General features: G+C 35.1%; 32 protein-coding genes. 16 read left to right on the top strand and 16 right to left on the bottom strand.

Annotation, left to right across the window (positions count from 1 at the left end):
• Positions 1 to 14: 14 nt before the first annotated feature.
• The 3 genes from LS70_RS02170 to thiE form a co-directional block, all read right to left on the bottom strand.
• Entirely contained in the window at positions 15 to 1,181 is a 1,167-nt protein-coding gene (locus tag LS70_RS02170; protein ID WP_034288059.1) for a replication-associated recombination protein A, read from the bottom strand.
• Between the two features lie 76 nt (positions 1,182 to 1,257).
• On the bottom strand, positions 1,258 to 1,905 hold the full coding sequence (locus LS70_RS02165; protein WP_034288055.1) for a TIGR00730 family Rossman fold protein: 648 nt from the start codon (positions 1,903 to 1,905) through the stop codon (positions 1,258 to 1,260).
• 2 nt (positions 1,906 to 1,907) lie between these two features.
• Entirely contained in the window at positions 1,908 to 2,531 is a 624-nt protein-coding gene (gene thiE / locus LS70_RS02160) for a thiamine phosphate synthase (RefSeq protein WP_034288051.1), read from the bottom strand.
• Positions 2,532 to 2,595: 64 nt separating this feature from the next.
• On the opposite strand from thiE, the gene hypF reads away from it, so the two are divergent.
• A complete protein-coding gene (hypF, locus tag LS70_RS02155) occupies positions 2,596 to 4,914 on the top strand; it encodes a carbamoyltransferase HypF (RefSeq protein WP_034288048.1) in 2,319 nt (772 codons plus the stop codon).
• On the opposite strand, the gene LS70_RS02150 is transcribed toward hypF, so the two are convergent.
• The 7 genes from LS70_RS02150 to LS70_RS02120 form a co-directional block, all read right to left on the bottom strand.
• Positions 4,894 to 5,634 carry an SDR family oxidoreductase gene (locus tag LS70_RS02150; protein WP_138109302.1) on the bottom strand — a complete coding sequence of 247 codons (741 nt, stop codon included), beginning with the start codon at positions 5,632 to 5,634 and terminating at the stop codon, positions 4,894 to 4,896. The genes hypF and LS70_RS02150 overlap by 21 nt on opposite strands.
• Before the next feature lie 3 nt (positions 5,635 to 5,637).
• Complete coding sequence (locus LS70_RS02145) at positions 5,638 to 6,957, bottom strand: hypothetical protein (protein WP_034287144.1); 1,320 nt, start codon at positions 6,955 to 6,957, stop codon at positions 5,638 to 5,640.
• Positions 6,941 to 7,309, bottom strand: a complete 369-nt coding sequence (locus LS70_RS02140) for a YkgJ family cysteine cluster protein (protein ID WP_034287142.1) — start codon at positions 7,307 to 7,309, stop codon at positions 6,941 to 6,943. Before LS70_RS02140 ends, LS70_RS02145 begins: the two co-directional genes overlap by 17 nt.
• Positions 7,303 to 8,010, bottom strand: a complete 708-nt coding sequence (locus LS70_RS02135) for a tRNA1(Val) (adenine(37)-N6)-methyltransferase (RefSeq protein WP_138109301.1) — start codon at positions 8,008 to 8,010, stop codon at positions 7,303 to 7,305. Before LS70_RS02135 ends, LS70_RS02140 begins: the two co-directional genes overlap by 7 nt.
• A 7-nt stretch (positions 8,011 to 8,017) precedes the next feature.
• Positions 8,018 to 8,533 (bottom strand): hypothetical protein, encoded by a 516-nt coding sequence (locus tag LS70_RS02130; protein WP_034287139.1) that lies wholly within the window; start codon positions 8,531 to 8,533, stop codon positions 8,018 to 8,020.
• Entirely contained in the window at positions 8,500 to 9,036 is a 537-nt protein-coding gene (locus tag LS70_RS02125) for an LPP20 family lipoprotein (protein ID WP_442906990.1), read from the bottom strand. Before LS70_RS02125 ends, LS70_RS02130 begins: the two co-directional genes overlap by 34 nt.
• Positions 9,037 to 9,106: 70 nt before the next feature.
• Positions 9,107 to 11,065, bottom strand: coding sequence for a 6-hydroxymethylpterin diphosphokinase MptE-like protein (locus tag LS70_RS02120; RefSeq protein WP_034287136.1), 1,959 nt, complete (start codon positions 11,063 to 11,065; stop codon positions 9,107 to 9,109).
• A gap of 127 nt (positions 11,066 to 11,192) precedes the next feature.
• Here LS70_RS02120 and LS70_RS02115 point away from each other — a divergent pair, with 127 nt between their 5' ends.
• Both LS70_RS02115 and LS70_RS02110 read left to right on the top strand, forming a co-directional pair.
• Positions 11,193 to 12,122, top strand: a complete 930-nt coding sequence (locus LS70_RS02115; protein ID WP_034287134.1) for a ribose-phosphate pyrophosphokinase — start codon at positions 11,193 to 11,195, stop codon at positions 12,120 to 12,122.
• A complete protein-coding gene (locus LS70_RS02110) occupies positions 12,094 to 12,669 on the top strand; it encodes a peptidylprolyl isomerase (protein WP_034288903.1) in 576 nt (191 codons plus the stop codon). Before LS70_RS02115 ends, LS70_RS02110 begins: the two co-directional genes overlap by 29 nt.
• Positions 12,670 to 12,671: 2 nt before the next feature.
• Here the strand turns inward: LS70_RS02110 and mog are convergent, their stop codons facing one another.
• The 5 genes from mog to LS70_RS02085 all read right to left on the bottom strand — a co-directional run bounded on the left by mog (position 12,672) and on the right by LS70_RS02085 (position 14,743).
• Positions 12,672 to 13,199 carry a molybdopterin adenylyltransferase gene (gene mog, locus LS70_RS02105; protein ID WP_034287133.1) on the bottom strand — a complete coding sequence of 176 codons (528 nt, stop codon included), beginning with the start codon at positions 13,197 to 13,199 and terminating at the stop codon, positions 12,672 to 12,674.
• A gap of 1 nt (position 13,200) precedes the next feature.
• Entirely contained in the window at positions 13,201 to 13,611 is a 411-nt protein-coding gene (mobB, locus tag LS70_RS02100) for a molybdopterin-guanine dinucleotide biosynthesis protein B (RefSeq protein ID WP_236096408.1), read from the bottom strand.
• Positions 13,612 to 13,690: 79 nt separating this feature from the next.
• Positions 13,691 to 14,149 (bottom strand): molybdopterin synthase catalytic subunit, encoded by a 459-nt coding sequence (locus LS70_RS02095; RefSeq protein ID WP_034289262.1) that lies wholly within the window; start codon positions 14,147 to 14,149, stop codon positions 13,691 to 13,693.
• Positions 14,149 to 14,370, bottom strand: coding sequence for a MoaD/ThiS family protein (locus LS70_RS02090; RefSeq protein WP_034288437.1), 222 nt, complete (start codon positions 14,368 to 14,370; stop codon positions 14,149 to 14,151). The genes LS70_RS02095 and LS70_RS02090 overlap by 1 nt, the downstream gene beginning before the upstream one ends.
• Before the next feature lie 10 nt (positions 14,371 to 14,380).
• The gene (locus tag LS70_RS02085) at positions 14,381 to 14,743 is read right to left on the bottom strand and encodes a hypothetical protein (RefSeq protein ID WP_034288440.1); all 363 of its coding nucleotides are present in this window, start codon (positions 14,741 to 14,743) and stop codon (positions 14,381 to 14,383) included.
• Between the two features lie 69 nt (positions 14,744 to 14,812).
• Between LS70_RS02085 and LS70_RS02080 the strand changes: the two genes are divergently transcribed.
• The 8 genes from LS70_RS02080 (at position 14,813) to xseA (ending at position 21,185) form a co-directional block, all read left to right on the top strand.
• A complete protein-coding gene (locus LS70_RS02080; protein ID WP_034288443.1) occupies positions 14,813 to 15,187 on the top strand; it encodes a RidA family protein in 375 nt (124 codons plus the stop codon).
• 82 nt (positions 15,188 to 15,269) lie between these two features.
• Positions 15,270 to 15,584: a 50S ribosomal protein L21 gene (gene rplU, locus LS70_RS02075; protein ID WP_201273950.1), complete on the top strand. Its 315-nt coding sequence runs from the start codon at positions 15,270 to 15,272 to the stop codon at positions 15,582 to 15,584.
• A gap of 24 nt (positions 15,585 to 15,608) precedes the next feature.
• Entirely contained in the window at positions 15,609 to 15,866 is a 258-nt protein-coding gene (gene rpmA, locus LS70_RS02070) for a 50S ribosomal protein L27 (protein ID WP_034288449.1), read from the top strand.
• Between the two features lie 60 nt (positions 15,867 to 15,926).
• Complete coding sequence (gene obgE / locus LS70_RS02065; protein ID WP_034288452.1) at positions 15,927 to 16,997, top strand: GTPase ObgE; 1,071 nt, start codon at positions 15,927 to 15,929, stop codon at positions 16,995 to 16,997.
• A gap of 2 nt (positions 16,998 to 16,999) precedes the next feature.
• Positions 17,000 to 17,800, top strand: a complete 801-nt coding sequence (proB, locus tag LS70_RS02060) for a glutamate 5-kinase (protein WP_034288455.1) — start codon at positions 17,000 to 17,002, stop codon at positions 17,798 to 17,800.
• A 55-nt stretch (positions 17,801 to 17,855) separates the two neighbouring features.
• A complete protein-coding gene (locus LS70_RS02055) occupies positions 17,856 to 18,038 on the top strand; it encodes a hypothetical protein (RefSeq protein WP_034288458.1) in 183 nt (60 codons plus the stop codon).
• A 112-nt stretch (positions 18,039 to 18,150) separates the two neighbouring features.
• Positions 18,151 to 19,941: a sodium-extruding oxaloacetate decarboxylase subunit alpha gene (oadA, locus tag LS70_RS02050; RefSeq protein WP_138109300.1), complete on the top strand. Its 1,791-nt coding sequence runs from the start codon at positions 18,151 to 18,153 to the stop codon at positions 19,939 to 19,941.
• Positions 19,941 to 21,185: an exodeoxyribonuclease VII large subunit gene (gene xseA, locus LS70_RS02045; protein WP_034288461.1), complete on the top strand. Its 1,245-nt coding sequence runs from the start codon at positions 19,941 to 19,943 to the stop codon at positions 21,183 to 21,185. Before oadA ends, xseA begins: the two co-directional genes overlap by 1 nt.
• On the opposite strand, the gene LS70_RS02040 is transcribed toward xseA, so the two are convergent.
• The gene (locus tag LS70_RS02040) at positions 21,178 to 21,951 is read right to left on the bottom strand and encodes an undecaprenyl-diphosphate phosphatase (RefSeq protein WP_034289265.1); all 774 of its coding nucleotides are present in this window, start codon (positions 21,949 to 21,951) and stop codon (positions 21,178 to 21,180) included. The genes xseA and LS70_RS02040 overlap by 8 nt on opposite strands.
• Before the next feature lie 133 nt (positions 21,952 to 22,084).
• On the opposite strand from LS70_RS02040, the gene LS70_RS02035 reads away from it, so the two are divergent.
• The 5 genes from LS70_RS02035 to yidC all read left to right on the top strand — a co-directional run bounded on the left by LS70_RS02035 (position 22,085) and on the right by yidC (position 26,033).
• On the top strand, positions 22,085 to 23,515 hold the full coding sequence (locus LS70_RS02035; RefSeq protein ID WP_034288464.1) for an acetyl-CoA carboxylase subunit A: 1,431 nt from the start codon (positions 22,085 to 22,087) through the stop codon (positions 23,513 to 23,515).
• Positions 23,516 to 23,576: 61 nt separating this feature from the next.
• Positions 23,577 to 23,711, top strand: coding sequence for a 50S ribosomal protein L34 (rpmH, locus tag LS70_RS02030; RefSeq protein ID WP_006801736.1), 135 nt, complete (start codon positions 23,577 to 23,579; stop codon positions 23,709 to 23,711).
• 17 nt (positions 23,712 to 23,728) lie between these two features.
• Positions 23,729 to 24,046 (top strand): ribonuclease P protein component, encoded by a 318-nt coding sequence (gene rnpA, locus LS70_RS02025; protein WP_034288468.1) that lies wholly within the window; start codon positions 23,729 to 23,731, stop codon positions 24,044 to 24,046.
• 3 nt (positions 24,047 to 24,049) lie between these two features.
• Complete coding sequence (gene yidD / locus LS70_RS02020) at positions 24,050 to 24,436, top strand: membrane protein insertion efficiency factor YidD (RefSeq protein ID WP_052083352.1); 387 nt, start codon at positions 24,050 to 24,052, stop codon at positions 24,434 to 24,436.
• Positions 24,429 to 26,033, top strand: a complete 1,605-nt coding sequence (gene yidC, locus LS70_RS02015; protein WP_034288472.1) for a membrane protein insertase YidC — start codon at positions 24,429 to 24,431, stop codon at positions 26,031 to 26,033. The genes yidD and yidC overlap by 8 nt, the downstream gene beginning before the upstream one ends.
• Position 26,034: the final 1 nt, after the last annotated feature.

Genomic DNA, 26,034 nt, shown 5'->3' with positions numbered 1-26,034 from the left:
TGATTGTAGAATCTTTAGGAAGCATTACCTTTAATTTTATCTAGCCATTCTTTAAGTGTTTTCTCAAAACCTTTAGGAAGCCATTTGACGAAGGTTAAAGTGTGTGTCAAATAGGATTGTTTGACATATCCGCCAAAGTCGTGGGGATAGAGATAGTTTTGGGAGAAGTGTTGGATATTTTGTGGGATTGTGATATTCGGGTTTTTTTCTACATAATCTAAAGCTGCGTTAATCGCTAGGTATGCGGAGTTTGATTTTGGGCTAGCACAGAGATAAATCACGCATTGACTAAGAATAATTCTAGCTTCTGGATAACCGATTTTTGCCACACTTTGCATTGTGGAGTTTGCTAAGTTTAGGGCATTTGGATTTGCATTGCCAATATCTTCGCTTGCTAAAATGACAAGTCTTCTTGCGATAAATTCGGGATTCTCTCCACCTTGTATCAGACAAGCAAGATAGTAAATCGCTGCATTTTCATCGCTTCCGCGTATGCTTTTAATCATCGCAGAGATAAGATTATAATGTGTATCTAGCTCACTTGTTCCGCTTAGTGAAGTCTTGCGCAAAGATTTTAACAACTCTACATTTAAGGGTAGTTGCGTGCTTTGTGCGCAATCTAGTAGATTTAACATTGCTCTTGCATCGCCCCCACTTGTTTGGATAAGAAATTCTTGAATCCCTTGACTTAGATTGAAAGGTTCTAAAACTTTTTCTAAATCTTCCTTGTTGAGTGGATAGAATTCAAAAAGCATAGAGCGTGAGCGTATCGCTTGGGTTAATGCAAAATAGGGATTTTCTGTGGAAGCTCCTAAAATAAGTGCGGAGTGATTTTCCATAATAGGAAGCAGCATTTCTTGTTGCGCTTTATTGAGTCTATGCACTTCATCGATGAAAATCAAAGGTTTTTGTAAAGTATTTTGATGATTTTTTAGGATATTGCGTAAATCTTCAGTCTTAAAATTTGTCGCATTTAATGGATAAAATGGATAATCCATAGTTTTTGCAATCAGTATTGCAGCACTTGTTTTTCCACTTCCCGGAGGTCCAAAGAAAAAAGAATGCGGAATCTTGCGTTGCAAGATAAGCTGCATAAAAGGCGCATTTTCTCCAAAAAGATGTGTTTGTCCGATAAATTCTTGAAAATTTTTAGGTCTTTTATTGTATGCTAAGTCTTTCATTTTACTCTCTTAAGGATAGATATGACAAAATTTATTCCTTTGTTTCTTGGCATTTTTGCCGCATTTATGGTGCTTTTTATGATGTATGGTGTGGGGAATCCGATTTTTTAAAGTTCTCTAAAATCTCTAGCACTTCATTAGGATTATCAGCCGTGGCAAGCAGTTCTAGCTCTTCTTTAGAGATAGCCTCTTCTTTTAGAAGTGTGGTTTGTAGCCACGCTAGCAGTCCGCTCCAATAGTCTTTTCCATAGAGAATAATGGGAATCCTTTTGTGTTTGCCTGTTGCAATTTGCACCAAAACTTCGCTTAATTCATCAAGTGTTCCATAGCCTCCCATTGCGACAATAAAAGCTGTGGAGTTGTAGCTAAATACAAGTTTTCGGCTAAAGAAATTTTGGAATTCAAGCGGAATCTCTACATAGGGATTGATTTTTTGTTCGTGTGGAAGCTGGATATTTAATCCAATAGAAAATACAGAGGAGTCTTTGGATTCTTGTTTATACTGCATAAGTCCGCGATTTGCAGCTTCCATAATTCCTGGTCCCCCACCTGTCATAATGGAGTATTTATGCGCCCCTAGTGTGTATGCGAGTGCTTGTGTTTTGTGATATGCGCTATGGTTTTTGCTAACGCGTGCGCCGCCAAAAATTGTGATAATATTTTCTAGTTTTTCTAAAGTGTGCAAACCTTTAGAAATCTCTTGTCTTAATGCTTCTAAATCCATTATTATCCTTGTTTGAAGTTCTCTAAAAGCTCTTGCACATTTTTTGTAATTTCTCCTTGCCAAATGCTGCTAATGCACGCTACCATTTGCGCACCTTTAATTTGCTTGATATTATCCTTTTGGATTCCACCAATTGCACATAATGGAATCCCTAACGTTTGTGCTTGTGTGAAAATATCTAGGTTTATGGTTTTGGCATTTGGTTTGGTGCTAGATTGAAAACACGCTCCAAAGGCTACATAATCAGCACCTATTAGGGCTGCGTTTTGTGCGAGATTAAAATCTCCATAGCAAGATACTCCTAAGATTCCGCTATATTGCGCTCTAATTTGTTTGAGTTCTTCTTTGGTGTAGGGGGTATCATCGTCTTTTTTGCCAATATGTAGTGCAGGGCTTTTTATTGCTTTTGCAAGCTCTATGCGGTCATTTAAAACAAAGATAACATTATGTGCTTTGCACATTTCTATTAGGGGTTCGCAGAGTGAAGCGAGTTTGGAATCTGGAGTTGTTTTATCGCGGAGTTGAAAGAGTGAGATTCCACCTTTTATTGCGTCTTTTAGCATACTTGCTAAGGAGGAATAGGGTGTGAGTGTCGTATCGCTAATCGCATAGATTCCGTGTAGCATTTTGGTAAATCCTAATAAAAAATATTTTAAAATTTTATACTTTAATCTATAAAGAGAGTTTGAAATGTCAAAGAGTTTGCGAACAACTTATGAATTTCATCTACAAGGTGTTGTGCAGGGTGTGGGATTCCGTCCTTTTGTGTATCGGATTGCTAAGAAATGTGGAATCTTTGGCAATGTGCGCAATACAACTTCTGGAGTGTTTATCCTAGCACAAGGCACAATACAAGCATTAGAATGTTTTGAGAAAGCACTCAATAATCCCCCAAGTGCAGCAAAGATTGTTGCAATTTCTAAGAAATGTATAGAAAATGCAGAATCTTTTAATGCTTTTAGCATAGAGCAAAGCACGCAAGATAATAGAGTGAGTGCTACAATTCCTGCAGATATTGCGCTATGTAGTGAGTGTTTGGAAGAAATAAGGAATCCTAAAAATCGTAGATTTCAATATGCGTTTTGTAGCTGCACAAATTGTGGGGGGAGATATAGTTTAATCCGCGCTTTGCCCTATGATAGAAAAAATACTGCTATGGTAGAATTTGAAATGTGTGCGCGTTGTAAAGAGGAATATGAGAATCCTGATTCTAGGAGATTCCATTCTGAAATTAATTGTTGTGAGGATTGCGGTCCAAGATTATTTTTTGCTAAGGATTTGGAGGGTTTTAAAACTAAAGAATCAATGGGAGATTTTGCTTTATGCAAGAGATTTAGCAAAGATTTTTTAGAGAATCCTTTAAATGAGGCTATAGAGTTTTTAAAACAAGGAAAGATTTTAGCGCTTAAAGGGGTTGGTGGCTATGCGCTAGTGTGTAATGCGTTAGACTCCAAAGCAATTGCAAATTTACGTGCGCGAAAAAATCGCCCTAGAAAACCTTTTGCGCTAATGTGTAAAGATATGAAAATGGCAGAATCTTATGTGCATTTAAGCAAGAAGCAAAAAGAGATTTTAAGCTCTAGCATTGCCCCAATTTTGTTGGCTAATTTTAAAAATAACACTCCTTTGCCACTTTCTAGCATTGCTCCAAATCTCTCTACGCTTGGGATTATTCTCCCTTATGCACCTTTGCATTATTTGCTTTTTACACAATTAGATTTTCCTCTTATTTTTACAAGTGCGAATCTTAGCGGTGAGCCTATTATTAAAGATTTTTGCAAAATTGTAGAAGTGTGTAGCAAAATATGCGATGGAGTTTTATTTTATAATCGTGATATTTTAAATCCCATTGATGATAGTTTGGTGCGCACGATTTTGCATAATGGTGAAGAGCAAATGCAAGTTTTGCGCCGTGCGCGCGGATTTTTATCAGAAATTCCATTGCCATTTAAAAGTCAGCAAAATTTTATCGCATTAGGAGCGCAACAAAAAGCAACTTTTTGTCTAAAAACACAAAATCAGATTCTACTTAGCCCGCATTTAGGAGATTTAGAAAATGTTGTGAGTGTGGAAAATTTTAGCAATACACAAAAATTATTTTTGACACAATACCAAATTGCATTGAAGGATTTTGTGCTAGATTTGCACCCTAATTATGCGCAAAGGGGGTTTGTTAAGGATTTAGAGCATGCACAGCATGTGCAACACCATTTTGCGCATTTGCTTTCAAATGTCGCAGAAAATGCAATCGATTCAAAAGTGCTAGGAGTGGTATTTGATGGCACGGGATATGGTGAGAATGGTAAGATTTGGGGGGGAGAGTTTTTGAGATGGAATCCTAGCACGCCATTAGAGTATCAACGCATTGCACATTTTGATGATTTTGCACTTTTAGGAGGAGAGAGGGCAATCAAAGATATAAAAAGGCTTGGGCTTTCTTTGGTTTTTGAAAGTTTTAAAGAAGAGTATAAAACGCTGAAATTGCCATTATTGAAGGAGTTTTCAAAGGAACATTTAGAGATGTTTTATGCAATGGGGGCAAAAGTGCCTTGTAACAGCGTAGGCAGGCTTTTTGATGGTGTAAGTGCTTTGTGTGGTGTGTGTTTGCAAAGTAGTTATGAAGGAGAAGGGGGAATGGTTTTAGAATCTCTTGCGCAAAGTGCGGAATCTAAGGATTTAAGTGCGTATTCTTATGTGCTAGATAATGGAGTGATTCTCTATCAAGAAATGATTAAAGAGATTTGCAAAGAACTAGAACAAGGAGTTAAGGCGTGTAATATCGCGTTGCGATTCCATATTACGCTTGCACAAATTATTGCTAAAGTGGCTAAGGATTATACGCATATTGCTTTAAGTGGTGGGTGCTTCCAAAACGCGCTTTTGACACAGCTTGTGTTGGAGGAATTAAAAGAAAAAATCGTGTATTTAAACAAAGAGATTCCATGCAATGATGGAGGAATTAGCGTTGGGCAAGCGTATTTTATGGATTTACTCCTTATGCACGGATAATGCGCTAAAGCTTTGTGTGGTTGGCATCATTTCTAATGTGTTGATATTCACGTGCTTAGGTAGGGTCGAAACCCAATAAACTGCTTCTGCAATATCTTGTGGTTGTAGTGCGTTGCTGCCTTTATAAAGTGCTTTGGCGCGCTCTTCATCTCCTTTAAAACGCACGAGTGAAAATTCACTTTCTGCAAGTCCGGGTTCAATATCACTAACTCTTACATTTGTGCCTGCTAAATCTGCGCGCAATCCCAAAGCAAATTGTCTTACAAAAGCTTTTGTTGCTCCATAAACATTGCCACCAGGATAAGGATATTTTCCTGCAATAGAACCTAAGGTAATAATATGCCCGCTTTTGCGCTCTACCATTTGCGGCAATATAAGATGTGTTAGAAAGCTAAGGGCGGAGATATTCACTGCAATCATTCTTTCCCAATCGTCAAAATCGCAGATTTGAGCGGGTTCTATACCTAAAGCAAGTCCTGCATTATTGACTAACACATCAATGGATTGAAATTCTTTTGGCAAAGAAGCAAGAGAATTTTTTAGGGCAACTTTATCGCAAATATCACAAGGCAAAATTTCACATTGTGGAATCTCTCTTTGTAGGGATTCTAACCTCTCTTTACGCCTTGCAAGTGCGATAACTTTATGTCCATTCTCTCCAAACTTTTTTGCAATAGCTCTTCCAAAACCACTTGATGCGCCTGTTATTAAAACTATCATAACTTACCTTTCTGTTTTGATTTTACAATTTAAAATTTTTTGATAATGCATTGTTAATTCCTTTTCTTTTTGGATTTCTTCTTTTGCGATTTTATCAATTTCTATTTTTGCATTTTTGCAATCTTTAAGTTTGAAATATCCCCACGCAAGGGAGTCTATATAATAGTGGTTATCAGGGTCTAAGAGGAGAGCTTTTTTGACATATTCTATACCTTCTTGAACGCGCAGGGAATCGTTAAAATCATGGTCAATCATTAAATAGCCTAAATAATTCCAATACAACGCATCATCAGTCTTTTGCGCTGCTTCTTTTAAATCTTTTTCTATGGATTGTAGATAGGATTTTGTGCGCGTTTTGGTGCTCTCATAAGAAAGCATTGCTTTATAGGCTAGGAAGTTAAAATCTTGTGTGTTTTGATAGATAATTTCTGCTTGTTGGATACTCTTTTTTACATCTTTTTGTAAGCGATACACTTCAAAGAGTAATGTATCTCGCATATCAATATTTGGGTGTTTTAATAAAAAAGATTCTACTAAATCTAAATGTTTATTTTTGGCATAAATTTCTAAGACAAAGCGCGCGTAATCTTGCGTGCCTAATTCTTCAAAAAGAAGTGTATAAATGCGCGCAGCGTCAAGATAGAGTTTGGATTCTAGGTAGATTGCTGCAAGTTTATCCCCGATTGCTTTTGTGATTCCTTGTGTTTTGATATGTGTTTCATAAAGAGAAAGTGCGGTTTGTAAATCTTTTAAAAACAGAAGGTGAGTTGCTGCGAGTTTATCGAGTAAAATAGGGTTTGGGTCTAAATTATAAGCAGATTGGAGATATTTTACAGCATTTTTATAATCTTGGCGCAAAAAATATACAGAAGAAATAAGTTCATAGCTTTCAGCATTTTTGTGGTAGCTTAAAAGTGTTTTAGCTTCTTTTAGGGCTAAATCAAATTGCCTTGAGTTTGTTAGGATTCCAATAAGCACGCTACGCACCACTTCATCTTTTGGATATTTTTCTAAAAATACATACGCTTGTTTTTGTGCTTCTTCTAGGTTATTTTGTGCGACTAAGATTCCTAGAATCTCTTTTGAATAGCTGGGGTTTGGATTAATTGTATTAGCATTGCTAAAAGCTTCTTTTGCGCTTTCATAATCTTGTGCATCAAGGGCAGCATAACCTTGTGCGATAAAAATATCTTCAAGATTTTCCACTTCTTTAAAAGAGGGGCTTTGAGAGAGCATTAAGTTGTTTTTGAAACAACCCACAAATCCAATAAATAGAGCAAATCCACTAATAAAAATGATAAGACTTTTATTTTTTAACCACACCGATACATTCCTTTAATAATTCTTCAATATTATCTTTATAACAATCCCAAAAAGGAAAAGTAATACATTGTTTTGGGCGTTTTGGATAAATTTGACAGATTCCGTCTTTAAAAAATATGCAAGAATAGATTTTATTACCTTGCGCAATTTCTAATAAAGAGTAGCGATAGCCTACTTTTTTGACATAGTTTTGACAAAAAGTATCAAAATCTATGCTTAAAAACTCTGCAATTTCTTGTATCTCTTTAGGAGAGACAAAAATATATCCACTCTCTCCTGTGCAACATTTGCCACCGCATTCTTGACATTTGTTAGAATCAAAGTAGAATCCAAAATTAGAATTCTCTAACATTTAATACTCCATGTATTTGCATGCTTATAAATTGCTTGGACTTCTTGCGTGAAATGTTCTCCATTGTGCGTAAAAAGTGGTGGCAGAATCTCGCATAGGCTTTTAGAATTTTTTTTAGCACGGCATAATACCAAAGTTGCGCTTTTTTCTACCTTTGGATACACAAAACGCACAGAGATTGGTGGAATCTTAAAAGTGTGCAATGTATTAAATAGGCTAGAAATTGCCTTTGCATCATAACAAAAAATAAATTCTCCTTGTGGTTTTAGCAAGGAATTGACTTTTTTGACAAAATCAATAAAAGGAAGATTTTCTGCATAACGCGCGCTAGAAATTTCTGCATTTTCTGACTTTATAACTCCATTGTGATAAAAAGGCGGATTGCTTAAAATCACATCAAAAGCAACTTGTTTGGAATCTAAAGTCTTAAAATCAAAATGTAAAAAATCTTCACAAATAAGATTAGCTTGGAGATTATTAATGCGTAAATTATGTGCGCATAATTCCGCTATTTTTGGATTTTTTTCAATCATTGTTAAGTGGATTGGCAAATCTCTAGCACAGAGCATTCCTAAGATTCCACAGCCCGAACCAACTTCTAGTGTGATGTGATGTTTTTTTAAAAAAGGCATTGCAAAGTTATGCAAAAACAAAGTATCGCTATTGTAGCAATATCCATTTTTTGGTTGGTAGATTTGCATAGGATTCCTAATGGATTGCAAGAGAAAAAATTGTTTTTTTCTGCAAGTCTTTAATCTCTAATTCTATGGAATCTTGTGTGGTGTTGTAGTTTAGCTCCATTCCCTCACGCATAATATTTTGCTCAAAACCATTTTGGATTTTGCGCTTATTTTCTCCGCTAAAAATTTCTTGTCCTTTTAAAATTGCATTAAAATCAAGTTCTCTAAACGCATCATTTCCAAAAAATTTCCGCATAACAGAATCCTTAGCATAGCATTGTGTGTTTAGACAAATTTTATCTTTATAACAATCCATTTTTAAAAGCACAATTCCTGCATTAAAAATTTCTAATGTTGTATGGTTTGGATAGGATTTTACAAAACCTAAGTCATAAAATTTAAAAGCGTTAGTGGAGAAGAAAATTGTTTTTGGTGTAGAATCTTGTAGGGCATTGGGTGTCTTAGAGCACCCAAATACCGATAAAAATATCAGGCTACAAATGCTTAATTTTAGAATTGTTCGCCGGTTAATACGCGATACCATCGTTTTCCATCAAGTTTAAGTTCCATACTAACTTGGCAAAGCCCGTCTTTATAAACAGTTTCTATGATTTCAGCATTGCGAATTACTGCTAATACTTTTGTTTTAACAGTAGAATTCTTTAGCATCATATCACGCACTGTATCTTGTGCATTTACGCGGATACCATACATTTTTTCACCGATTTGGCGGTAAGCATCTACGATAGCTGCGCGTTTAGCAAGTGCTAATGCTTGCGCTGGAGATACCGTAGATTCAGGTGCAACCCCCATACCAATTGCGCTAATTTCAATAATGCTTGATGGTGTAATAATCGGAGCATTTGGAATTACAATATCATCTCCCCCAACTTCCATTCCTTGTAAATTAGAAGGAGAATTTGAATTTCTTCCAATAGAAGAATTTTGAACAGAGTTTTGGAATCCTGCATTCCCTATTGGGCTTACAGATGCACTACTTGTTGTTGAATTTACTTGAGCAGCAAATAAACTACTTCCTAAAAGCATTCCTGCTAAAACTAATGAAATTGATGTTTTTCTTGCCATTTCAATCCTTTTTGACATAAGATACTTTGTGTTAAGCAATTGGTGTTCCACTTTTTTCAAAAAGTGTTTCGCGTAAGGATTCTAACATTTTATCCATTCCTATAAGATAAAGTTCGCAACTTTTTTCCCAAAGATCTTGCATATTATTATGTGGGGTATGTATAGAACAAGACGCAATTGCATAGAGAAAATGGCATAGAGTTCCTCCAAAAAGTATGCTAATAAAAGGATTGCTAAGAGATTCTATGGCAATTACTTCATAAACTTTATCCAAAGCTACAAATAAATCTTGTTTTGAAAAAACTTTCATTTTGAAAGTATCGTGTATTTTGTTTTTAAAAGCTAGAATTTCAAAAATGTATTTTTGTGTTTCTTTTGTGTAGAATCCTTCTTTTTTTGGGTCTCTAAAAAGAGATTTAATTTGTTTTAGTGCTGTTTTTTTGTTGATTGTTTTAAGCTCAAAATCTTCATGGTGTATAGGTTGTGCGCCATTAATCCTTGCGCCATCACTTAAATTTAAAATATGAAAAGGTTTAAGTGCGCTAAATGCTTCTTCTAAAGTCGTTTTTGATAGAGAAAAAAGCGCATCTGAATAAATATCATCGCTAAAATTTCCAGCCACAGGATAGGCGTCTTCTGGGATTTCTGCATCTTCATCTCCATAATAGGAATTTTTAGCATGCTTACTAGAACCTTTTTTGTAACCACAATCTAATCCGCATAAAATCACATCACTTCCTAAATATGCTGCTAATGCCGCTCCAGCATTTCCAACAAGTGGTGCAGTAAATTGCACTCTAAAACGTGGAACATTTAAATTTGCAGCACTACTACCATCACGTTCAAAGAGATAAAGTTCTTTTGCAACTTCTTTTGCGCTTTTATCAAGCACGCTTGCAGCAATTAAAGGAATATCATCTAAAGGAGCAGATTTTAAAACATCGCCCAAATAATCATGGCGTTCGATTTCTATTTGAAAATCAGGTTTGATTCCATAGTTTAGCAGAGGTTTTAAAGCGGTTCCACAGCTAAAAATAATCATTTTATTTTTATTCTTTTTGATAAATGGAAGCAAGAAGTCAAGACTTGGTCCATTTGCCACTACGCAAATTGGAGCATTAACGCGCTTTGGCTCGATGAGCATTTTGCGGATAGGAAAAGAAAGTTTATTTTTGATTCCGCGCATCTCATCTTCAAAAGTTCCCCATCCACGCATAATTTGAGAATGCATTTCATAAACAACATCGCGCGCATTTAGTGTAATTGGAGTTTGATAAAGCATAAGTTCAAATCGAATAAGAGAGGTGGTGATTTTTTTTCTTAGAAAAAAGTTTTGGATATATTCTTTTTTCATGATGCTTTCTAAAAAAATATATCCTGCTTGGTCTTGAGTTTTGCTAAAAAGTAGGGAAAAATCGACAAAAAAGCATGCGATTCTAAATAAATCTAAGGATTCTTCAAAAATAAAAAAATTATGGATTGTTGCATAATTTTCAATAAGAATCTGCAAGAAAATCCCCCCACCTAATCCAAATAGGTTTAAACTTGGCAGAAAATCACTAGGCAAGTGATTATCAACAATTCCACCATTTTTGAGTGTGTAATTTAAAATTTCATCAATAAAGATGTTGCTATAAGGATATTCATCTCCTACAAAAGAGGCTTTTCCTCCAAAAATGTGATTCCATTTTTCATTAATGGGAGGATTATAAGCGCAGTTTTCATGCACATCTAGCATTGTAGATTTCCCATCAACGACCGCATACATAAAAGTATTTTGTTTGAAATTTAAGATATTAACACCTTCTTGCCCTATATAAAGCTGATATTCTTTAGCTGGAGTTTGTAGCACTTCAAAAAGATTAGGATAATTTGCTGCTTGAAAAAAGGCTAAGTTACTTTGGAATCTCGCATTACAGAATGCTTCTAATTCTTTTGGAGAGCTATTTTTTAGAGTTTCTACAATATTTTGTTTGAAATTTGTGTGCATTTTTATCCTTGAAATTTATAAATGAGAAATTTTAGCAGAAATTTTTAAAACCTTTTAGCAAAAAAGACAAATCCTTTAAGTTTGTAAGGTTTATAATTTACTTTTTATTTCACACAAAAGGTTACTAATGCAAGATTACAAGATTTTTACAGGAAGTGCTCATAAGGAGTTTTCTCAACATGTCTCTAAAGTTTTAGATGTAGAGTTATCTAAAGCGGAAGTTACGCGTTTTAGCGATGGGGAGATTAGTATCCGTTTGTGTGAAAGTGTGCGCGGAAAAGAAGTGTTTGTGATTCAACCAACTTGCGCACCTGTAAATGACCATTTAATGGAATTATTAATAATGATAGATGCGTTAAAACGCAGTTCTGCAAAGAGTATTAATATTATTATGCCTTATTTTGGCTATGCAAGGCAGGATAGAAAGGCAGCACCACGTGTGCCAATTACAGCAAAACTTGTCGCGGATTTACTCCAACGTGCTGGAATCACGCGTTTAATCACTATGGATTTACATGCTGGGCAAATTCAAGGATTCTTTGATGTTCCTGTGGATAATTTGTATGGGTCAATCGTCTTTAAAGATTATATAATGGAGAAAAATCTTAAAAATCCGATTGTTGCAAGTCCAGATATTGGAGGTGTAGCGCGCGCTAGATATTTTGCAAAACTTTTGGGGCTTGATATTGTAATTATTGATAAAAGACGTGAAAAGGCAAATGAAAGCGAAGTGATGAATGTCATTGGAAGTGTAGAAGGTAAAGATGTGATTTTAATTGATGATATGATTGATACAGCTGGAACAATGGTAAAGGCTGCGGCTGCTTTTAAACAAAAAGGTGCGACAAGTGTTATTGCGTTAGGAACACACGCGGTATTTAGTGGTCCTGCGTATGAAAGAATCTCAAATGATGCGATTGATGAAGTGATTGTAACAGATACGATTCCATTGCAACAAAGCTGTGAAAAGATTAAAATTTTAAGTGTTGCACCATTATTTGCAGAAGTGATTAAAAGGATAAACAATGATGAAAGCGTTAATTCTCTTTTTGTTTAGAGTCAGTCTTGTTGCTGGGCTTGGAATCCTATCTTTAAATGCGCAAGAGCAAAATAAGATTATTCAAGCAGTGTTGGAGACAACTTCAGGCAAGATTACTTTAGATTTATTTCCAGAAGTTGCTCCAAAAGCGGTTGAAAATTTTATAACACACATTAATAACGGATATTATAATGGAGTTATTTTTCATCGTGTCATTCGTAAATTTATGATTCAAGGGGGAGACCCAACAGGCACAGGAAGAGGCGGGGAATCCATATGGGGGGAGGATTTTGAAGATGAGATTGCAAAGGGATATGCCTTTGATAGAGCAGGAATTTTAGCAATGGCAAATGCAGGTGCTAATACAAATGGAAGTCAATTTTTTATCACGACAACACGCACTCCACATTTAAATGGAAAGCATACAATTTTTGGTGAAATTAGCAAAGAACATCAACAAGAAAGTTTTACAACATTGCGCAAGATAGAATATACGCAGACAGATTATGCAGATAAACCTATTAGAGAGCAAAAGATTTTAAAAGCATATATTGTTGCAAATTAGCTTTAAGATTTTGGTCGGAATGCTTGGATAACAGAAGGATTTGTTTCTAAATATGCTGCTCCGATTAAATCAAGACAATAAGGAACAGCGGGAAAAACAGAATCTAAGCATTCGCGGATAGATTTTGGTTTGCCCGGAAGGTTGATGATTAGGCTTTTGTGGTAGATTCCAGCAGTTTGTCGTGATAGAATCGCTGTTGGGACATATTTTAAGCTAGTTTGGCGCATAAGTTCTCCAAAGCCAGGAAGCATTTTTTCGCATACAGCTTCTGTGGCTTCGGGTGTTACATCACGCAGTGCGGGACCAGTTCCCCCAGTTGTTACGATTAAATCGCAAGATTCTTCATCTGCAAGTTCAATAAGCTTCTTTTTAATCAGTTCTAATTCATCAGCAATTACGCAATAGCTATGCGTAAAAGGAGTAATAAGATATTCTTGTAGAGTTTCTAAAATCGCTTTTCCAGAAATATCTTCATAGATTCCAGCACTTGCGCGGTCTGAAATGGTTAAGATTCCTATTTTTGCTTGCATATTATTCCTTTATGTTAGTGTCAATCCATTTTAGGATTTCTAAGGGATTATTTAAATCTAAAATTTCTAATTGATAGGGTTTTAGGGATTCTTTAGGAATGCTAGAATCAATAGCGATTGCTTGGATAAAGGGTAAAAAGCGCGTATCAAAAGAATCTCTAGCGACACAAATTCTTGGCAATGGCAATTCTTTTAAGCCTTCTACAAAAAGATAATCATAGGTGCTAAATTGCGCTTTTAGGGATTCCAAACTTAAAGCATAATGGAATCGCAAAGTTGTTTGTGTGCTTCCTAGAATCGCTACATCAGCTCCACTATTAAAAAAGCGCGCGGAATCCTTACCTTGCGTATCAAGTTTTGCTTTATCTTTTGGGTCATGTTTGATGATTGCAACTTTTTTTTTCTTGAGCATTTAAGAGCAAAGAGAGTTTTTCAATCAGCGTTGTTTTTCCGCTATTAGAATTTCCTGTAAATGCAACAGCTTTCAAGAATTATTCTTCACTTAGGATTCCACTATGTGGGAGATGATAGCTGCGCTCTTTTGCATAAATTCTTTCTCCTTGCTTTAAATCATATTTCCAAATAGGGGCATTATGCTTAAAGTCTTCGATAAAATCTTCAAAAATTTCCAAACTTGCGCGTCTTTGCGAGCTAAAAACACCTGCCATATAAGAGCTTTGATGGTTAAGCACATCGCCTTGTGCATGTGCCATTTTTAAATACGCATTTAAGTTTTGCGCTTTTTTGCACCATGTGTTAAACCATTGTTCTAAAAGAGGTTTATAAATATCAAAGCTTAAGCCATCACACCCATTTTCAGCGCGCACTATTCCTGTAAAAATAACATTTGCGCCTAGGTTGTGTTTAGTTCCAAAGGCATACCATTGCGCATAAATTGTTGTGGTATCTAATGCGCCATTATAAAGTAATAGGTCCTTTGTGTCTTGCATTATCCACCGCATACAGGAGGAAGCATAGCAATTCTGTCTCCTTCTTTGATGGGAGTATCTAAAGAAGTGATAATCTCATCATTTAAAGCAATTGCGCAGTCTTTTAACCATTCCTTTATTTCTGGAATGGATTGCAATTCTTCTTTTAATGCGTGTAAATTTGTAGCATTACTTTTATAAGTTTTATTGCCAAGAGGTCCTAAAAATTCTACTTCTATCATAAACACTCCTTTATTGTAAAAGTTCAATGCGTTCTTCTTGCATTTCATAAGGAGCCGCATTTCTTATAGGCGCAGGTAAATTTTCTGGAGTAGCTTTATATTGCGATTCTGTGGTTGGTCTTGTTTTTGGAGGTTTAGCAACAGAAATGATTTTTCCTGTTCTACCATCAACAAAAAATGCAGAATCTTTAGGATATTTTTCCATTTCTCTTTTTAAAGTTTCATCAAAAGGTGTTAGAGGTGAAACTACGGTGTATGTATATGATTTATTTTCAGAGGGTTTTGGAGTTACAAAAATATCTGCATATAGAGTGCTGTTGGTCAAAGAAAATACAAGAACACTAATACTTAGAACTCTTAAAAGTGATTGCATAAGAAATCCTTAAAAACGAAATTTGCTATAATTTTATAATAAATTACACAAAAAAGTAAAGGAATCTATATGTTAGAAATTATTGCAACACAAAATGCACCTCAGGCTATTGGTCCTTATTCTCAAGCAATTAAAGTCAATGGAATGCTTTATACCTCTGGGCAAATTGGTTTAACGCCACAAGGGGAATTAATCGGCGATATTAGTGTGCAAACAAGACAAGTGTTACAGAATTTAAAAGAGGTGTTAAAAGCAGGAAATAGCGGTTTAGATAAAGTTGTAAAAACAACAATTTTTTTAAGCAATATGGAAGATTTTGGGATTGTGAATACTATTTATGCAGAATTTTTTGGGGAGCATAAACCAGCAAGAAGCACAGTTGGCGTAAAAGTCTTGCCCAAAAATGCGCTTGTAGAGATTGAATGTATTGCAATTGTGAATTAAAGTTTTATTAATAAAAATTAAGATAAAATTTAGCCTTTTATTAAGTTTTAATAAAAAATAACTTCAAATTTTAAGGAATTGTATTATGTATGCAATCATTGCGAATGGAGGCAAACAATACAAGGTAAGTGAGGGCGATATTATTTTGCTAGATTGCTTAAACCTTGAGCCAAAGTCAAAAGTTGAAGTCAATGAAGTTTTAGCAATCTGCAATGGCGATGATATTAAGCTAGGTGCACCTTATGTGAAGGGTGCAAAAGTTGAGCTAGAGGTCATCAATGAAGGCAGAGGCAAAAAAGTCATTACTTTTAAGAAACGCCGTAGAAAAGATAGTAAAACAAAAAGAGGTTTTAGACGAGATTTTACGCGTGTGCACGTAGTAAAAATTGCGGCTTAAGATTGCGACATTTAAGGAGTTAAAATGGCACACAAGAAAGGTCAGGGTAGCACTCAAAATAACCGTGATTCCGCGGGACGCCGCTTAGGTGTTAAGAAATTTGGCGGTCAATTTGTGCGTGCGGGTAATATTATTATTCGCCAAAGAGGAACAAAAGTTCATCCGGGAAACAATGTGGGAATCGGTAAAGATCACACAATTTTTGCATTGATTGATGGAATCGTATCTTTTGAAAGAAAAGATAGAAATCGCAAAAAAGTCTCTATTCTTCCTGCTTCTTAAGCACTGCATTTCAAGATTCCAAACTACGGAATCTTGAGCCAAATACTCTAAGGCTATTTAATGTTTGTTGATTGTGTTGAAATCTTTGTATCTTCTGGCAAAGGTGGAGAAGGCGCAGTTTCTTTTCGCCGTGAGAAATTTGTCATTAATGGAGGTCCAGATGGTGGTGATGGTGGCAAAGGTGGCAATGTGTATTTTCAAGTCGATAGAAATACAGATACGCTTTCACATTTTCGAGGACACAAACATTTCAAAGCGCAAAATGGACGTCCGGGTGAAGGGCGTAACAAATCTGGTAAAAAAGGTGAAGATTTAATCATTGTTGTGCCTCCGGGGACTCAAGTTTTTGATAGTCAAAGTGGAGATTTGCTTTTAGATTTACTAGATGAAACACAAAAAATATTATTTTTAGAAGGTGGCAAAGGTGGATTAGGTAATGTGCATTTCAAAAATGCTACAAATCAACGTCCTATTTATGCGCAAAAAGGTTTGCCCGGAGTTGAAAAAACGATTCGCTTGGAGCTTAAACTTATCGCTGATGTCGGGCTTGTGGGTTTTCCAAATGTAGGAAAATCTACACTTGTTTCTGTGCTATCAAATGCAAAACCTGAAATTGCAAACTATGAATTTACAACGTTAATTCCTAGTCTCGGAATTGTAAATGTAGGGGATTATCAATCTTTTGTTATAGCAGATATTCCCGGAATTATCGGTGGAGCAAGTGAAGGGAAAGGACTTGGAATAGAGTTTTTGCGCCATATTGAACGCACGAGATTTTTACTTTTTGTGCTAGATTTAGTAAATTATAGGACTTTAGATGAGCAATTTGACATATTGCGTTTAGAGGTGAGTAAGTTTAGTAAAAAACTAGAAAATCGTCCTTTTGGGATTATGTTTTCAAAGAGTGATGCAACAGAAGATGCAGCAAATCTTATAGAATCTTTCATAAAAGATAAGAATTTTGGGCTTAAAAAAAATGTAGAGATTCCACAATGTTACACACAAGAAGAGAATTTTGATACAAAATACGATGTTATAAAACCACTTTTTGTATTGGGAGTTTCAAGCGCGAGTAATGTTAATGTGGAATCATTAAAGCATTTATTAAATGCAGCATTTAAAAGAATTTAACAATGAATACAAAAGACAAAAATAAAAGAATCGTCATTAAAGTTGGTAGTGCAATTTTGGTAGAAAATCAAAGGATTAACCTTGCTCGCATTGAAGCATTGGCTCAACTTATTGCAAAACTTAGAAGTGCTTATGAAGTGATTTTAGTAAGCTCTGGTGCGGTAGCTGCAGGATATACAGAGCTAAAACTTGATAAAACAAATCTTAGCAATAAACAAGCCTTAGCGGCAATTGGGCAACCATTACTTATGCAAATTTATGCAAATGTGTTTGAAAAACATAAAATCACGACAGCGCAAGTTTTATTAACTGCTTATGATTTTGATTCCAGAAAACATACACAAAATGCACGTAATGCAATGGAAGTTTTGCTTGAAAATAAAGTATTGCCTATTATTAATGAAAATGATGTGATTGCAACAGGGGAATTAAAATATTTGGGTTTTGGGGATAATGACCAACTCTCTGCGCATGTTACACATTTTTTCGATGCTTATTTACTTGCTATTTTAAGTGATATTGATGCTTATTTTGATGCAAATCCAAAAGAGAATCCTAATGCTAAAATGCGCAAAGTTGTAACACAGATTTTTGAAGAAGAATTGCATGCTGAAGCTACCCCAAATAACGCATTTGCCACAGGTGGAATTGTAACAAAATTAAAAGCGGCAAAATTTTTACTTGAGCATCAAAAAGAAATGTTTTTGTCTAATGGCAAAGATTTAGAAGTTTTACACGATTTTTTAATGTGTAATATTCACGAAAAAGGCACTTTATTTACTACATATTCTTATAACTCTTAAAATTTAGGAACGAAAATTGCTTTAATCTCAGTATTGCCACAATAAGGAGATTAATATGGAATTTTTAAAAGATGACGGCTTGGTATTTTGTAGTTTTTTTGATATTAAAGAGATTTCTGTCAATAAAAATGCGTCTAAGGAAAATAAAAAAGGCAGCGTATATTTAAGTGATACGAAAGAGAATGAAAAAATAATGATTTTATATGCAAAGGAAAAATTGCAAAAAACACCTGCGTGATACTAAAGGAAGCAAATTTTTTTAAAAAAATCGCAAAATTTTTAGAGTGTATTTACTTAGCTAAAATTATTGTTATAATGCTACATCAAAACATAAAATTTTGGAGTTTTTAATGATTAAAATTACTGAAAATAGTTTAAGAGATGGGCATCAATCTTTATTGGCAACAAGAATGCGCACAGAGGATTTAGTTGAGGCTGCTCAGCTCTTTGAGCAAGTTGGATTCCATAGTGTAGAAGTGTGGGGTGGAGCGACTTATGATACTTGCTTGCGTTATTTAAAAGAAGACCCTTTTGAGCGTCTTGCAATTTTCAAAGAAATTTTCAAAAAAACTCCAATACAAATGCTTTTACGTGGGCAAAATCTAATCGGCTATCGTCATTATGCAGATGATGTTGTGCGAGAATTTGTTAGACTTTCTGCACAAAATGGTGTAGATATTTTTAGAATTTTTGATGCGCTTAATGATATTCGCAATTTAGAGGTTTCTATACAAGAAGTTAAAAAACAAGGCAAGCACGCACAAGGGGCAATTTGTTATACGACTTCGCCTGTGCATACGATTAAAAGTTTTGTAGAATATGGCAAGGAGCTAGCAAAGCGCGGTTGCGATTCTTTGGCAATTAAAGATATGGCGGGATTAATTACTCCAAATGCAACCTTTGAGCTTGTTAAGGCGTTAAAAGGGGAAATCGGTTTGCCTTTGGCATTGCACACACATTCTACGGCAGGATTTGCTTTTGGTTCGCATTTGAGGGCTATTGAAGCAGGTGTGGATATTGTAGATGTTGCAAACTCTGCATTAGCTGAGGGCACAAGTCACCCCTGCACACAATCTATCGTTGCGACTTTGCAAGGCACGCAGTGGGATACAAAATTAGATTTAGAAATTATGGAAAAAGCTGCTGAGATTTTGAAGCGCAATCGCCGAAAATATAAAAAATTTGAATCCGAATATAATCAAATTGATACGCGTGTGTTGGTTAATCAAATCCCTGGTGGTATGATTTCTAATATGGCAAACCAGCTTAAAGAGCAAAATGCGCTTGATAAAATGGACGAAGTGTTAAAAGAGATTCCAAATGTGCGCAAGGATTTTGGCTATCCTCCGCTTGTTACGCCATCTAGTCAAATCGTTGGCACACAAGCTGTGCTTAATGTCCTAGCACAAACGCGTTATAAGACATTAACGACAGAATCTAAAAATATTATTAAAGGATATTATGGCAAAACTCCAGCCCCTATTGCTAAAGAATTAATAGAGCGCATTCATGCGGAGGGAGAGGGAATTATTTCAGAGCGTCCGGCAGATAAACTAGAGCCAGAATTGCAAAAAGCTCGTGAGGAATCCAAAGACTTTGCCAAAAGTGAGACAGATATAATTTCGTATGCAATGTTTGGTGGAATCGCTAAGAAGTTTTTATGTGAGCGCAATGAGAATCGTTTAAGCCCAGAGGCACTAACGACTTTTGAGGGAGTAAATGCGCCAATGTCAAAAGAATTTACAATTAATTTGCATGGCGAAACTTATAATATCAAAATAGAAGGAAGCGGTGCAAAAGATGAGAATGTGCGACCATTCTTTGTGCGTGTCAATGGAGATTTAAAAGAAGTTTTGATAGAATCTAACGATAAAGAGGATTCCAAAACTCCTAGCAAAAAATCTGATTCTTTGCCACAAGCAAATCTTCCCGGACATATTATTTCACCAATGCCCGGTAATCTTACAAAACTGAAAGTTCAAGTAGGGGATAAAATCAAAGAAGGCGATGTGCTTGCTATCGTGGAAGCTATGAAAATGGAAAATCAAGTTTTGGCAACAGTTGGGGGAGAGATTAAGGAGATTTACGCAAAAGAAGGGCAGCAAATTAGCGCGAATTTAGCAATTATGCTTGTAGAATAATGCCTACTTTAAGCGTTACAGAATTAAATACACAACTTAAAAGCTTAATAGAAGCTACTTTTATCCAAGTAAGTGTGAGTGGGGAAGTAAGCAACTTCACGCACCACTCTAGCGGACACTTATATTTCACTTTAAAAGATAAAGATTCTTCTTTAAAATGCGTAATGTTTCGTAGTAATGCTTCAAAGTTAAAGTTTAAGATTGAAGAAGGAATGGAGCTAACACTTGAAGGTGTTATTAGTGTGTATATTCCACGTGGAGAGTATCAGCTAAACTGCACCAATGCCTTTCCTAGTGGCTTTGGAGCATTGCTTTTAGCGTATGAACAGTTAAAAAGTGAGTATGAAAAGAAGGGTTATTTTGCAAATAAAAAGCCTTTGCCAAAATTTCCCAAAAAAGTTGCACTAATCACTTCAAGCACGGGTGCAGTGTTGCAGGATATGTTAAGTATTGCAAAAAAACGATGGAATCTTGTAGAGTTTGTGCTGTTAAATACGCTTGTGCAAGGTGATGGTGCTAAAGAAAATATTGTAGAAAATCTTAGAATCGCAGATAATTTAGGAGTAGATTGTATCATTTTGGCGCGTGGTGGTGGGAGTTTTGAAGATTTATGGGTGTTTAATGAACCTTTAGTCATTGAAGCAATTTATACTACAAAGACTCCTGTTATTTCTGCAATTGGGCATGAACCTGATGTTGTCTTAAGCGATTTTGTAGCAGACTTGCGCGCTCCAACACCTTCTGCTGCGATAGAAATATTACTTCCGGATAAAAATGAATGGTTGATGCGTTTAGATTCTATGCAAGGGGATTTGGATAAAAATTTAATGCGTATTTTGCAGGTAAAATTTACACAAATGCAAAGATTAAGAGAAAAACTAAATCAGAATCCTTTTTTTAATAAAATCACCCAACTGCAAATGCAATGTCAGCAACAAGGTGAATTTTTGATACAAAAAATGGAGCATAAACTTATTCTTTGTGGGTTAAGATTCCAGATGCCAAGTGAGAAATTGCATTTAAAAGTAGAGCAAAAATTAGCAAGGCTTTCTATGAAAATAAAATCTTTAAAAATGCAGCTAGAAGCAAAGAATCCAGAAAACCACCAAAAAGAAGGTTATGCATGTGTTTTAAGCGAAGGTAAAAAAATTAAAAAACTTTCAGATTTATCTTTAGATTCCACAATAGAACTGCAAGATAAAAGTGCTACAATTAAGGCACAAGTCAAAGCTATGCTTAAATAATATCTAGATAATACAAAAATGCAACACCAAGAACAATGCGATAGATTCCAAAAGGAATAAAATTAAAACGTGATACAAAGCTCAAAAAAAGCTTAATTGCAAGTAATGCACTAAAGAATGCAGCGACAAACCCAACTCCCAAAATAAGTGTATTATCGGCATTTAAAACTTCATGATTTCTATAAAGACTATATGCGCTTGCTATAATCATCGTAGGGAGTGCTAAAAGAAAAGAAAATTCTGTGGCAACTTTGCGATTACAACCTAAAAGCAATCCACCAACAATCGTTGCTCCGCTTCGTGAAATTCCCGGAATCATAGCCAATGCTTGAAAAAATCCAATCAATAAAGCTTGCTTGTAAGAGATTGTATTGATTTCTGTGGTATGGTGTTCTTTCTCCTTATAAAAAATCTCCAAAATAATAAAGACAATTCCTCCTAGAATGAGCGCAATTGACACAATAATTGGTGAAAAAAGTTCTTTAATATAGGGGTAAAATAAGAATCCTAAGATTCCAGCAGGTAAGAATCCTAATGCTAATTTTATCCATAAATATAGACTATTTTTAAAAAGTTTTTCATAAAAGACAAAAATCACTGCTAGAATAGATCCTAGTTGAATCACAACTTCAAATGTTTTGTGAAAAATATCTTGTGGAATCCCTAATAATTTTGAAGTTAAAATTAAATGTCCTGTGGAAGAGATAGGTAAAAATTCTGTTAAGCCCTCTACGATTCCTAAAATGATTGCATGAAATAATTCCATAAAACTACCTAAATGTGTAAAAATGCGCAAATTGTAGCACATTTGCAAGCTTTTTACCAAATTTTATAAAACTTTAACAATTCTTAAAAATAAAATTTATAGAATGTGTAGATTATCTTTGTTTGGAGCGATAATGTTTAAAAGAATTTTGATTGCAAACCGCGGTGAAATTGCCGTGCGTATTATTAGGGCTTGTAATGATTTGAACATAGAATCTGTAGCAATTTATTCGCGCGCAGATAGAGATAGTATGCATGTAAAAATGGCAACATATACTTATGCGATTGGTGATGATCCTATTAAGGGATATTTAGATTCTGATTTAATCATTCAAGCAGCTAAGGAAATGGAAGCAGAAGCAATTCATCCCGGATATGGATTTTTAAGCGAAAATGCTCTTTTTGCTAAAAAAGTGCAAGAAGCTGGGCTTGTTTGGATTGGTCCTAGTAGTGAAGTGATTGCAAAAATGGGGGATAAAAATGCAGCTAGGAGTTTGATGATTGCAAATGGGATTCCAGTTGTTCCGGGCACTGAACCATTAAATGCCCTTAGTATGTATGAGATTCAAAAAATTGCACGTAAAATTGGCTACCCTGTGATTTTAAAAGCAAGCAGTGGAGGGGGAGGACGTGGAATCCGTGTTGTTTGGGAAGAGAAAGATTTGGAAAGTTCTTTTGAAGCGTGCAAAAGAGAAGCATTAACATTCTTTAAAAATGAAGATGTTTTTATGGAGAAATATATTCAAAATCCTCGTCATATTGAGTTTCAGATTTTAGCGGATAATTATGGGCATGTTATCCATTTATTTGAGCGTGATTGTTCTATCCAAAGGCGACATCAAAAGCTAATTGAGATTGCTCCTTGTCCGACAATGAGCACAGATATGCGCCGCAGAATGGGAAGTGTCGCAGTGGGTGCTGCAAAAGCTGCAAATTATACAAATGCTGGAACTGTTGAATTTTTAGTTGATGATTATAATAATTTTTACTTTATGGAGATGAACACAAGGATTCAAGTAGAACACGGTGTAACTGAAGAAGTTACTGGGTTTGACTTGATTGGGAGACAAATTAGAATCGCAAGTGGAGAAATTTTAGATATTGTGCAAAGTGATGTGCATATTCAAGGATTTGCGATTGAAGCTAGGATTAATGCAGAAGATGTGCATAATGATTTTGTGCCAAATCCTGGGACAATCACAGCGTATTATCCAGCACTTGGTCCTTTTGTGCGTGTAGATAGTTATATTTATAAAGATTTTACGATTCCACCTTTTTATGATTCTATGGTTGCAAAACTTATTGTGCATGCGACAAGTTATGATTTAGCGGTTAATAAATTAAAGCGTGCATTAAATGAGTTTAAAATCCGCGGAGTGAAAACTACGATTCCATTTTTGATTAATATTTGTAATGATAGGGATTTTAGGAGAGGAAATTTTGACACTTCTTATTTGGAGAGAAAGCTAGAGCAATTAATGCCACAAGAAAGCAAAGATGAAAGTGATTTGGTTGTTGCTATCGCTGTTGCGCTAACTTGTGGATTGGAAGAGAGTGATAAATAAATCTAGTTTTAAGTAAAATTGCGCTAAAATCAGCGTTTATTTTTTAGTAAGGTTTTTAACAATGAAAAGGACATATCAACCACATAATACTCCACGTAAGCGCACGCATGGTTTTAGAGTAAGAATGCAGACTAAAAATGGACGTAAAATTATTAATGCAAGACGTGCAAAAGGCAGAAAAAGGCTTGCAATCTAAGTTTTATAGGGTTGCATTTGGTTACGCTAAACACAAAGCAGGATTTTGACCGTGTTTATAAGAGCCAAAAACGATGGCATAATTCTCATTTTGTCTTGTTTTTTAGAGAAGATGCGCAACGAAAAAGAGTTGGGTTTTCTGTATCGAAAAAGATAGGCAATGCAGTATGTCGTAATCGTATCAAAAGAAGATTACGTTCTATTTATAGAGAATCTATGTTAAATTTAAGGGGCGGAGATATGATTTTGTTGGCAAAAGATGGATTAGATGAGGTTGCATATAAAACCTTGCAAGATAATTATAAATACGCATTAATGCGACTTGGTTTGGTCTAAAATATGTTTAGAAATGTTTGTCTTTTTGCTATCGAAGGTTATCAGCGTTTCGCTTCCCCGTTTTTAGGGATGAATTGTCGCTATTACCCCAGCTGTTCAGAATATGCTAAGCAAGTATATTTATTTCAAAACCCATTTATTGCAACTTTTAAAACTTTAGGTAGAATCTTATCATGTAATCAATTTTTTGAAGGCGGTGTTGCCTATCCTAACATTTCTATATCTTTGCAAGTTAATGTGTTTAAACCCTGTTTAGTCAAATATTGGTTAATTCCTTACAAAGAACAGAGTTATATTTTTCAAAATATCCCTATAAATAGAATGTTGCTAAATATTCAATTACAAGCATTTCAAGTTATTAAAAACTATTCAAAGGTTTCTCGTGTTTAACAAAATTGACCAATTAAGCTCACAAACTAGAATTATGATTGCAGTAGTTTTAGCACTTGCATTTTTTGTGCCATACAGCTATTTTTATCAACCTGAATTCACTGAAAATAATGCAACAAAAATAGAATCCAAAGTTAATGCTAATGCACCGCAAATTTCTTCAAATGTGCAAGATGCAAGCACTTCTGTGGAGACTAGTAATGCCATAAAAGATTCTGCAATAATTGCAACTATTGAATCAAAGAGTTTTACTTACAAAATTGATAAGTTAGGCAGAATTACAATTGTGGAGCTAAAAGAGGAAAAATATCGTAAGGATTCCGCACCACTTTCTTTGTTTGCCGCTGATGTAGCAAACCAAAGTAATCCTAAGATTTTGGAAGTGCGTTTTTCTGATTCTGTATTAAATAATCAAGCTTTAAACACTCCTTATAGAGCAAGTGTAAGCCATTTAGAATTAACCGATGCTCCACAAAGTCTAACACTGGTGCAAGAGTTAGATGGAATCACAGTGCAAAAGATTTTAACTTTCTATTCCAATGGTTATTATACCGCTACGATTAAGATTCCACAAAACTCTATTTATTTTGTTTCTCCGGGTATGCGTCCAAGCGTAGAAAATGACGCGTATGTTTTTAAAGGAGTGATTGTTAAGGAATCTGATAATACGATTACAACGGTCGAAGATGGCGATGCACAAGGGCAAGTAAATTTTTCTAATGCAAAAATTTTAGCATCTGTGGATCGTTATTATACAACACTCTTATTCAATGAAAAAGGTTTAAATGCAACAATTTTAAGTAACGCAAATGAAAATCCAATGCCTTTTATTAGTGGGAATGGAGAGCTAGTATTAGAGGGTTATATTGGTCCTAAAAATTATCGTTTGTTAGAATCTATTAATCCGACTTTAACAGATGTTGTAGAATATGGCGTAATCACATTTTTTGCAAAGCCATTATTTTTACTCTTAGAGAAATTATATGATTTTTGCGGAAACTGGGGTTGGGCGATTATTTTACTCACGCTTATTGTTAGAATCGTTTTATATCCTTTGACTTACAAAGGAATGGTTTCAATGCAAAAGCTCAAAGAAATTGCACCAAAGATGAAAGAATTGCAGCAAAAATACAAGGGTGAGCCACAAAAATTACAAGTGCATATGATGGAGCTTTATAAAAAACATGGCGCAAATCCTATGGGTGGATGCTTACCGCTATTATTACAGATACCGGTATTTTTTGCAATCTATCGCGTGTTATTTAATGCAATTGAGTTAAAAGGTGCGGATTGGTTGTTGTGGATTACAGATTTATCAGTGATGGACCCTTATTTTGTATTGCCAATTTTAATGGGTGGGACAATGTATCTTCAACAACATTTAACACCAACAACATTTAATGACCCTATACAAGAGAAAATTTTTAAATTTTTACCTTTAATTTTTACAATTTTCTTTGTAACATTCCCATCAGGGCTTGTCTTGTATTGGTTTGTTAATAATGTATTCTCTATTTTGCAGCAGCTTTTAATCAATAAATCTCTAGAGCGCAAAAAAGCTAGAGAAATTGCTGAACATAAACAACATAAAGTTTAAC

It is taken from the genome of Helicobacter sp. MIT 11-5569 (genome assembly GCF_000765695.2).
Classification (GTDB): domain Bacteria; phylum Campylobacterota; class Campylobacteria; order Campylobacterales; family Helicobacteraceae; genus Helicobacter_D.
The sequence above is the reverse complement of the archived record's forward strand: the minus strand, read 5'-3'. Positions and strand labels throughout refer to the sequence as shown.

What these genes read in the sequence shown, in the direction of transcription:
- LS70_RS02170 (WP_034288059.1), bottom strand. Translation starts at nt 1,181, where the DNA reads ATGAAAGACTTAGCATACAATAAAAGACCTAAAAATTTTCAAGAATTT.
- LS70_RS02165 (WP_034288055.1), bottom strand. Translation starts at nt 1,905, where the DNA reads ATGGATTTAGAAGCATTAAGACAAGAGATTTCTAAAGGTTTGCACACT.
- thiE (WP_034288051.1), bottom strand. Translation starts at nt 2,531, where the DNA reads ATGCTACACGGAATCTATGCGATTAGCGATACGACACTCACACCCTAT.
- hypF (WP_034288048.1), top strand. Translation starts at nt 2,596, where the DNA reads ATGTCAAAGAGTTTGCGAACAACTTATGAATTTCATCTACAAGGTGTT.
- LS70_RS02150 (WP_138109302.1), bottom strand. Translation starts at nt 5,634, where the DNA reads ATGATAGTTTTAATAACAGGCGCATCAAGTGGTTTTGGAAGAGCTATT.
- LS70_RS02140 (WP_034287142.1), bottom strand. Translation starts at nt 7,309, where the DNA reads ATGTTAGAGAATTCTAATTTTGGATTCTACTTTGATTCTAACAAATGT.
- LS70_RS02135 (WP_138109301.1), bottom strand. Translation starts at nt 8,010, where the DNA reads ATGCAAATCTACCAACCAAAAAATGGATATTGCTACAATAGCGATACT.
- LS70_RS02130 (WP_034287139.1), bottom strand. Translation starts at nt 8,533, where the DNA reads ATGGTATCGCGTATTAACCGGCGAACAATTCTAAAATTAAGCATTTGT.
- LS70_RS02125 (WP_442906990.1), bottom strand. Translation starts at nt 9,036, where the DNA reads ATGCTTTTAGGAAGTAGTTTATTTGCTGCTCAAGTAAATTCAACAACA.
- LS70_RS02120 (WP_034287136.1), bottom strand. Translation starts at nt 11,065, where the DNA reads ATGCACACAAATTTCAAACAAAATATTGTAGAAACTCTAAAAAATAGC.
- LS70_RS02115 (WP_034287134.1), top strand. Translation starts at nt 11,193, where the DNA reads ATGCAAGATTACAAGATTTTTACAGGAAGTGCTCATAAGGAGTTTTCT.
- LS70_RS02110 (WP_034288903.1), top strand. Translation starts at nt 12,094, where the DNA reads ATGAAAGCGTTAATTCTCTTTTTGTTTAGAGTCAGTCTTGTTGCTGGG.
- mog (WP_034287133.1), bottom strand. Translation starts at nt 13,199, where the DNA reads ATGCAAGCAAAAATAGGAATCTTAACCATTTCAGACCGCGCAAGTGCT.
- mobB (WP_236096408.1), bottom strand. Translation starts at nt 13,611, where the DNA reads ATGCTCAAGAAAAAAAAAGTTGCAATCATCAAACATGACCCAAAAGAT.
- LS70_RS02095 (WP_034289262.1), bottom strand. Translation starts at nt 14,149, where the DNA reads ATGCAAGACACAAAGGACCTATTACTTTATAATGGCGCATTAGATACC.
- LS70_RS02090 (WP_034288437.1), bottom strand. Translation starts at nt 14,370, where the DNA reads ATGATAGAAGTAGAATTTTTAGGACCTCTTGGCAATAAAACTTATAAA.
- LS70_RS02085 (WP_034288440.1), bottom strand. Translation starts at nt 14,743, where the DNA reads ATGCAATCACTTTTAAGAGTTCTAAGTATTAGTGTTCTTGTATTTTCT.
- LS70_RS02080 (WP_034288443.1), top strand. Translation starts at nt 14,813, where the DNA reads ATGTTAGAAATTATTGCAACACAAAATGCACCTCAGGCTATTGGTCCT.
- rpmA (WP_034288449.1), top strand. Translation starts at nt 15,609, where the DNA reads ATGGCACACAAGAAAGGTCAGGGTAGCACTCAAAATAACCGTGATTCC.
- obgE (WP_034288452.1), top strand. Translation starts at nt 15,927, where the DNA reads ATGTTTGTTGATTGTGTTGAAATCTTTGTATCTTCTGGCAAAGGTGGA.
- proB (WP_034288455.1), top strand. Translation starts at nt 17,000, where the DNA reads ATGAATACAAAAGACAAAAATAAAAGAATCGTCATTAAAGTTGGTAGT.
- LS70_RS02055 (WP_034288458.1), top strand. Translation starts at nt 17,856, where the DNA reads ATGGAATTTTTAAAAGATGACGGCTTGGTATTTTGTAGTTTTTTTGAT.
- oadA (WP_138109300.1), top strand. Translation starts at nt 18,151, where the DNA reads ATGATTAAAATTACTGAAAATAGTTTAAGAGATGGGCATCAATCTTTA.
- xseA (WP_034288461.1), top strand. Translation starts at nt 19,941, where the DNA reads ATGCCTACTTTAAGCGTTACAGAATTAAATACACAACTTAAAAGCTTA.
- LS70_RS02040 (WP_034289265.1), bottom strand. Translation starts at nt 21,951, where the DNA reads ATGGAATTATTTCATGCAATCATTTTAGGAATCGTAGAGGGCTTAACA.
- LS70_RS02035 (WP_034288464.1), top strand. Translation starts at nt 22,085, where the DNA reads ATGTTTAAAAGAATTTTGATTGCAAACCGCGGTGAAATTGCCGTGCGT.
- rpmH (WP_006801736.1), top strand. Translation starts at nt 23,577, where the DNA reads ATGAAAAGGACATATCAACCACATAATACTCCACGTAAGCGCACGCAT.
- yidD (WP_052083352.1), top strand. Translation starts at nt 24,050, where the DNA reads ATGTTTAGAAATGTTTGTCTTTTTGCTATCGAAGGTTATCAGCGTTTC.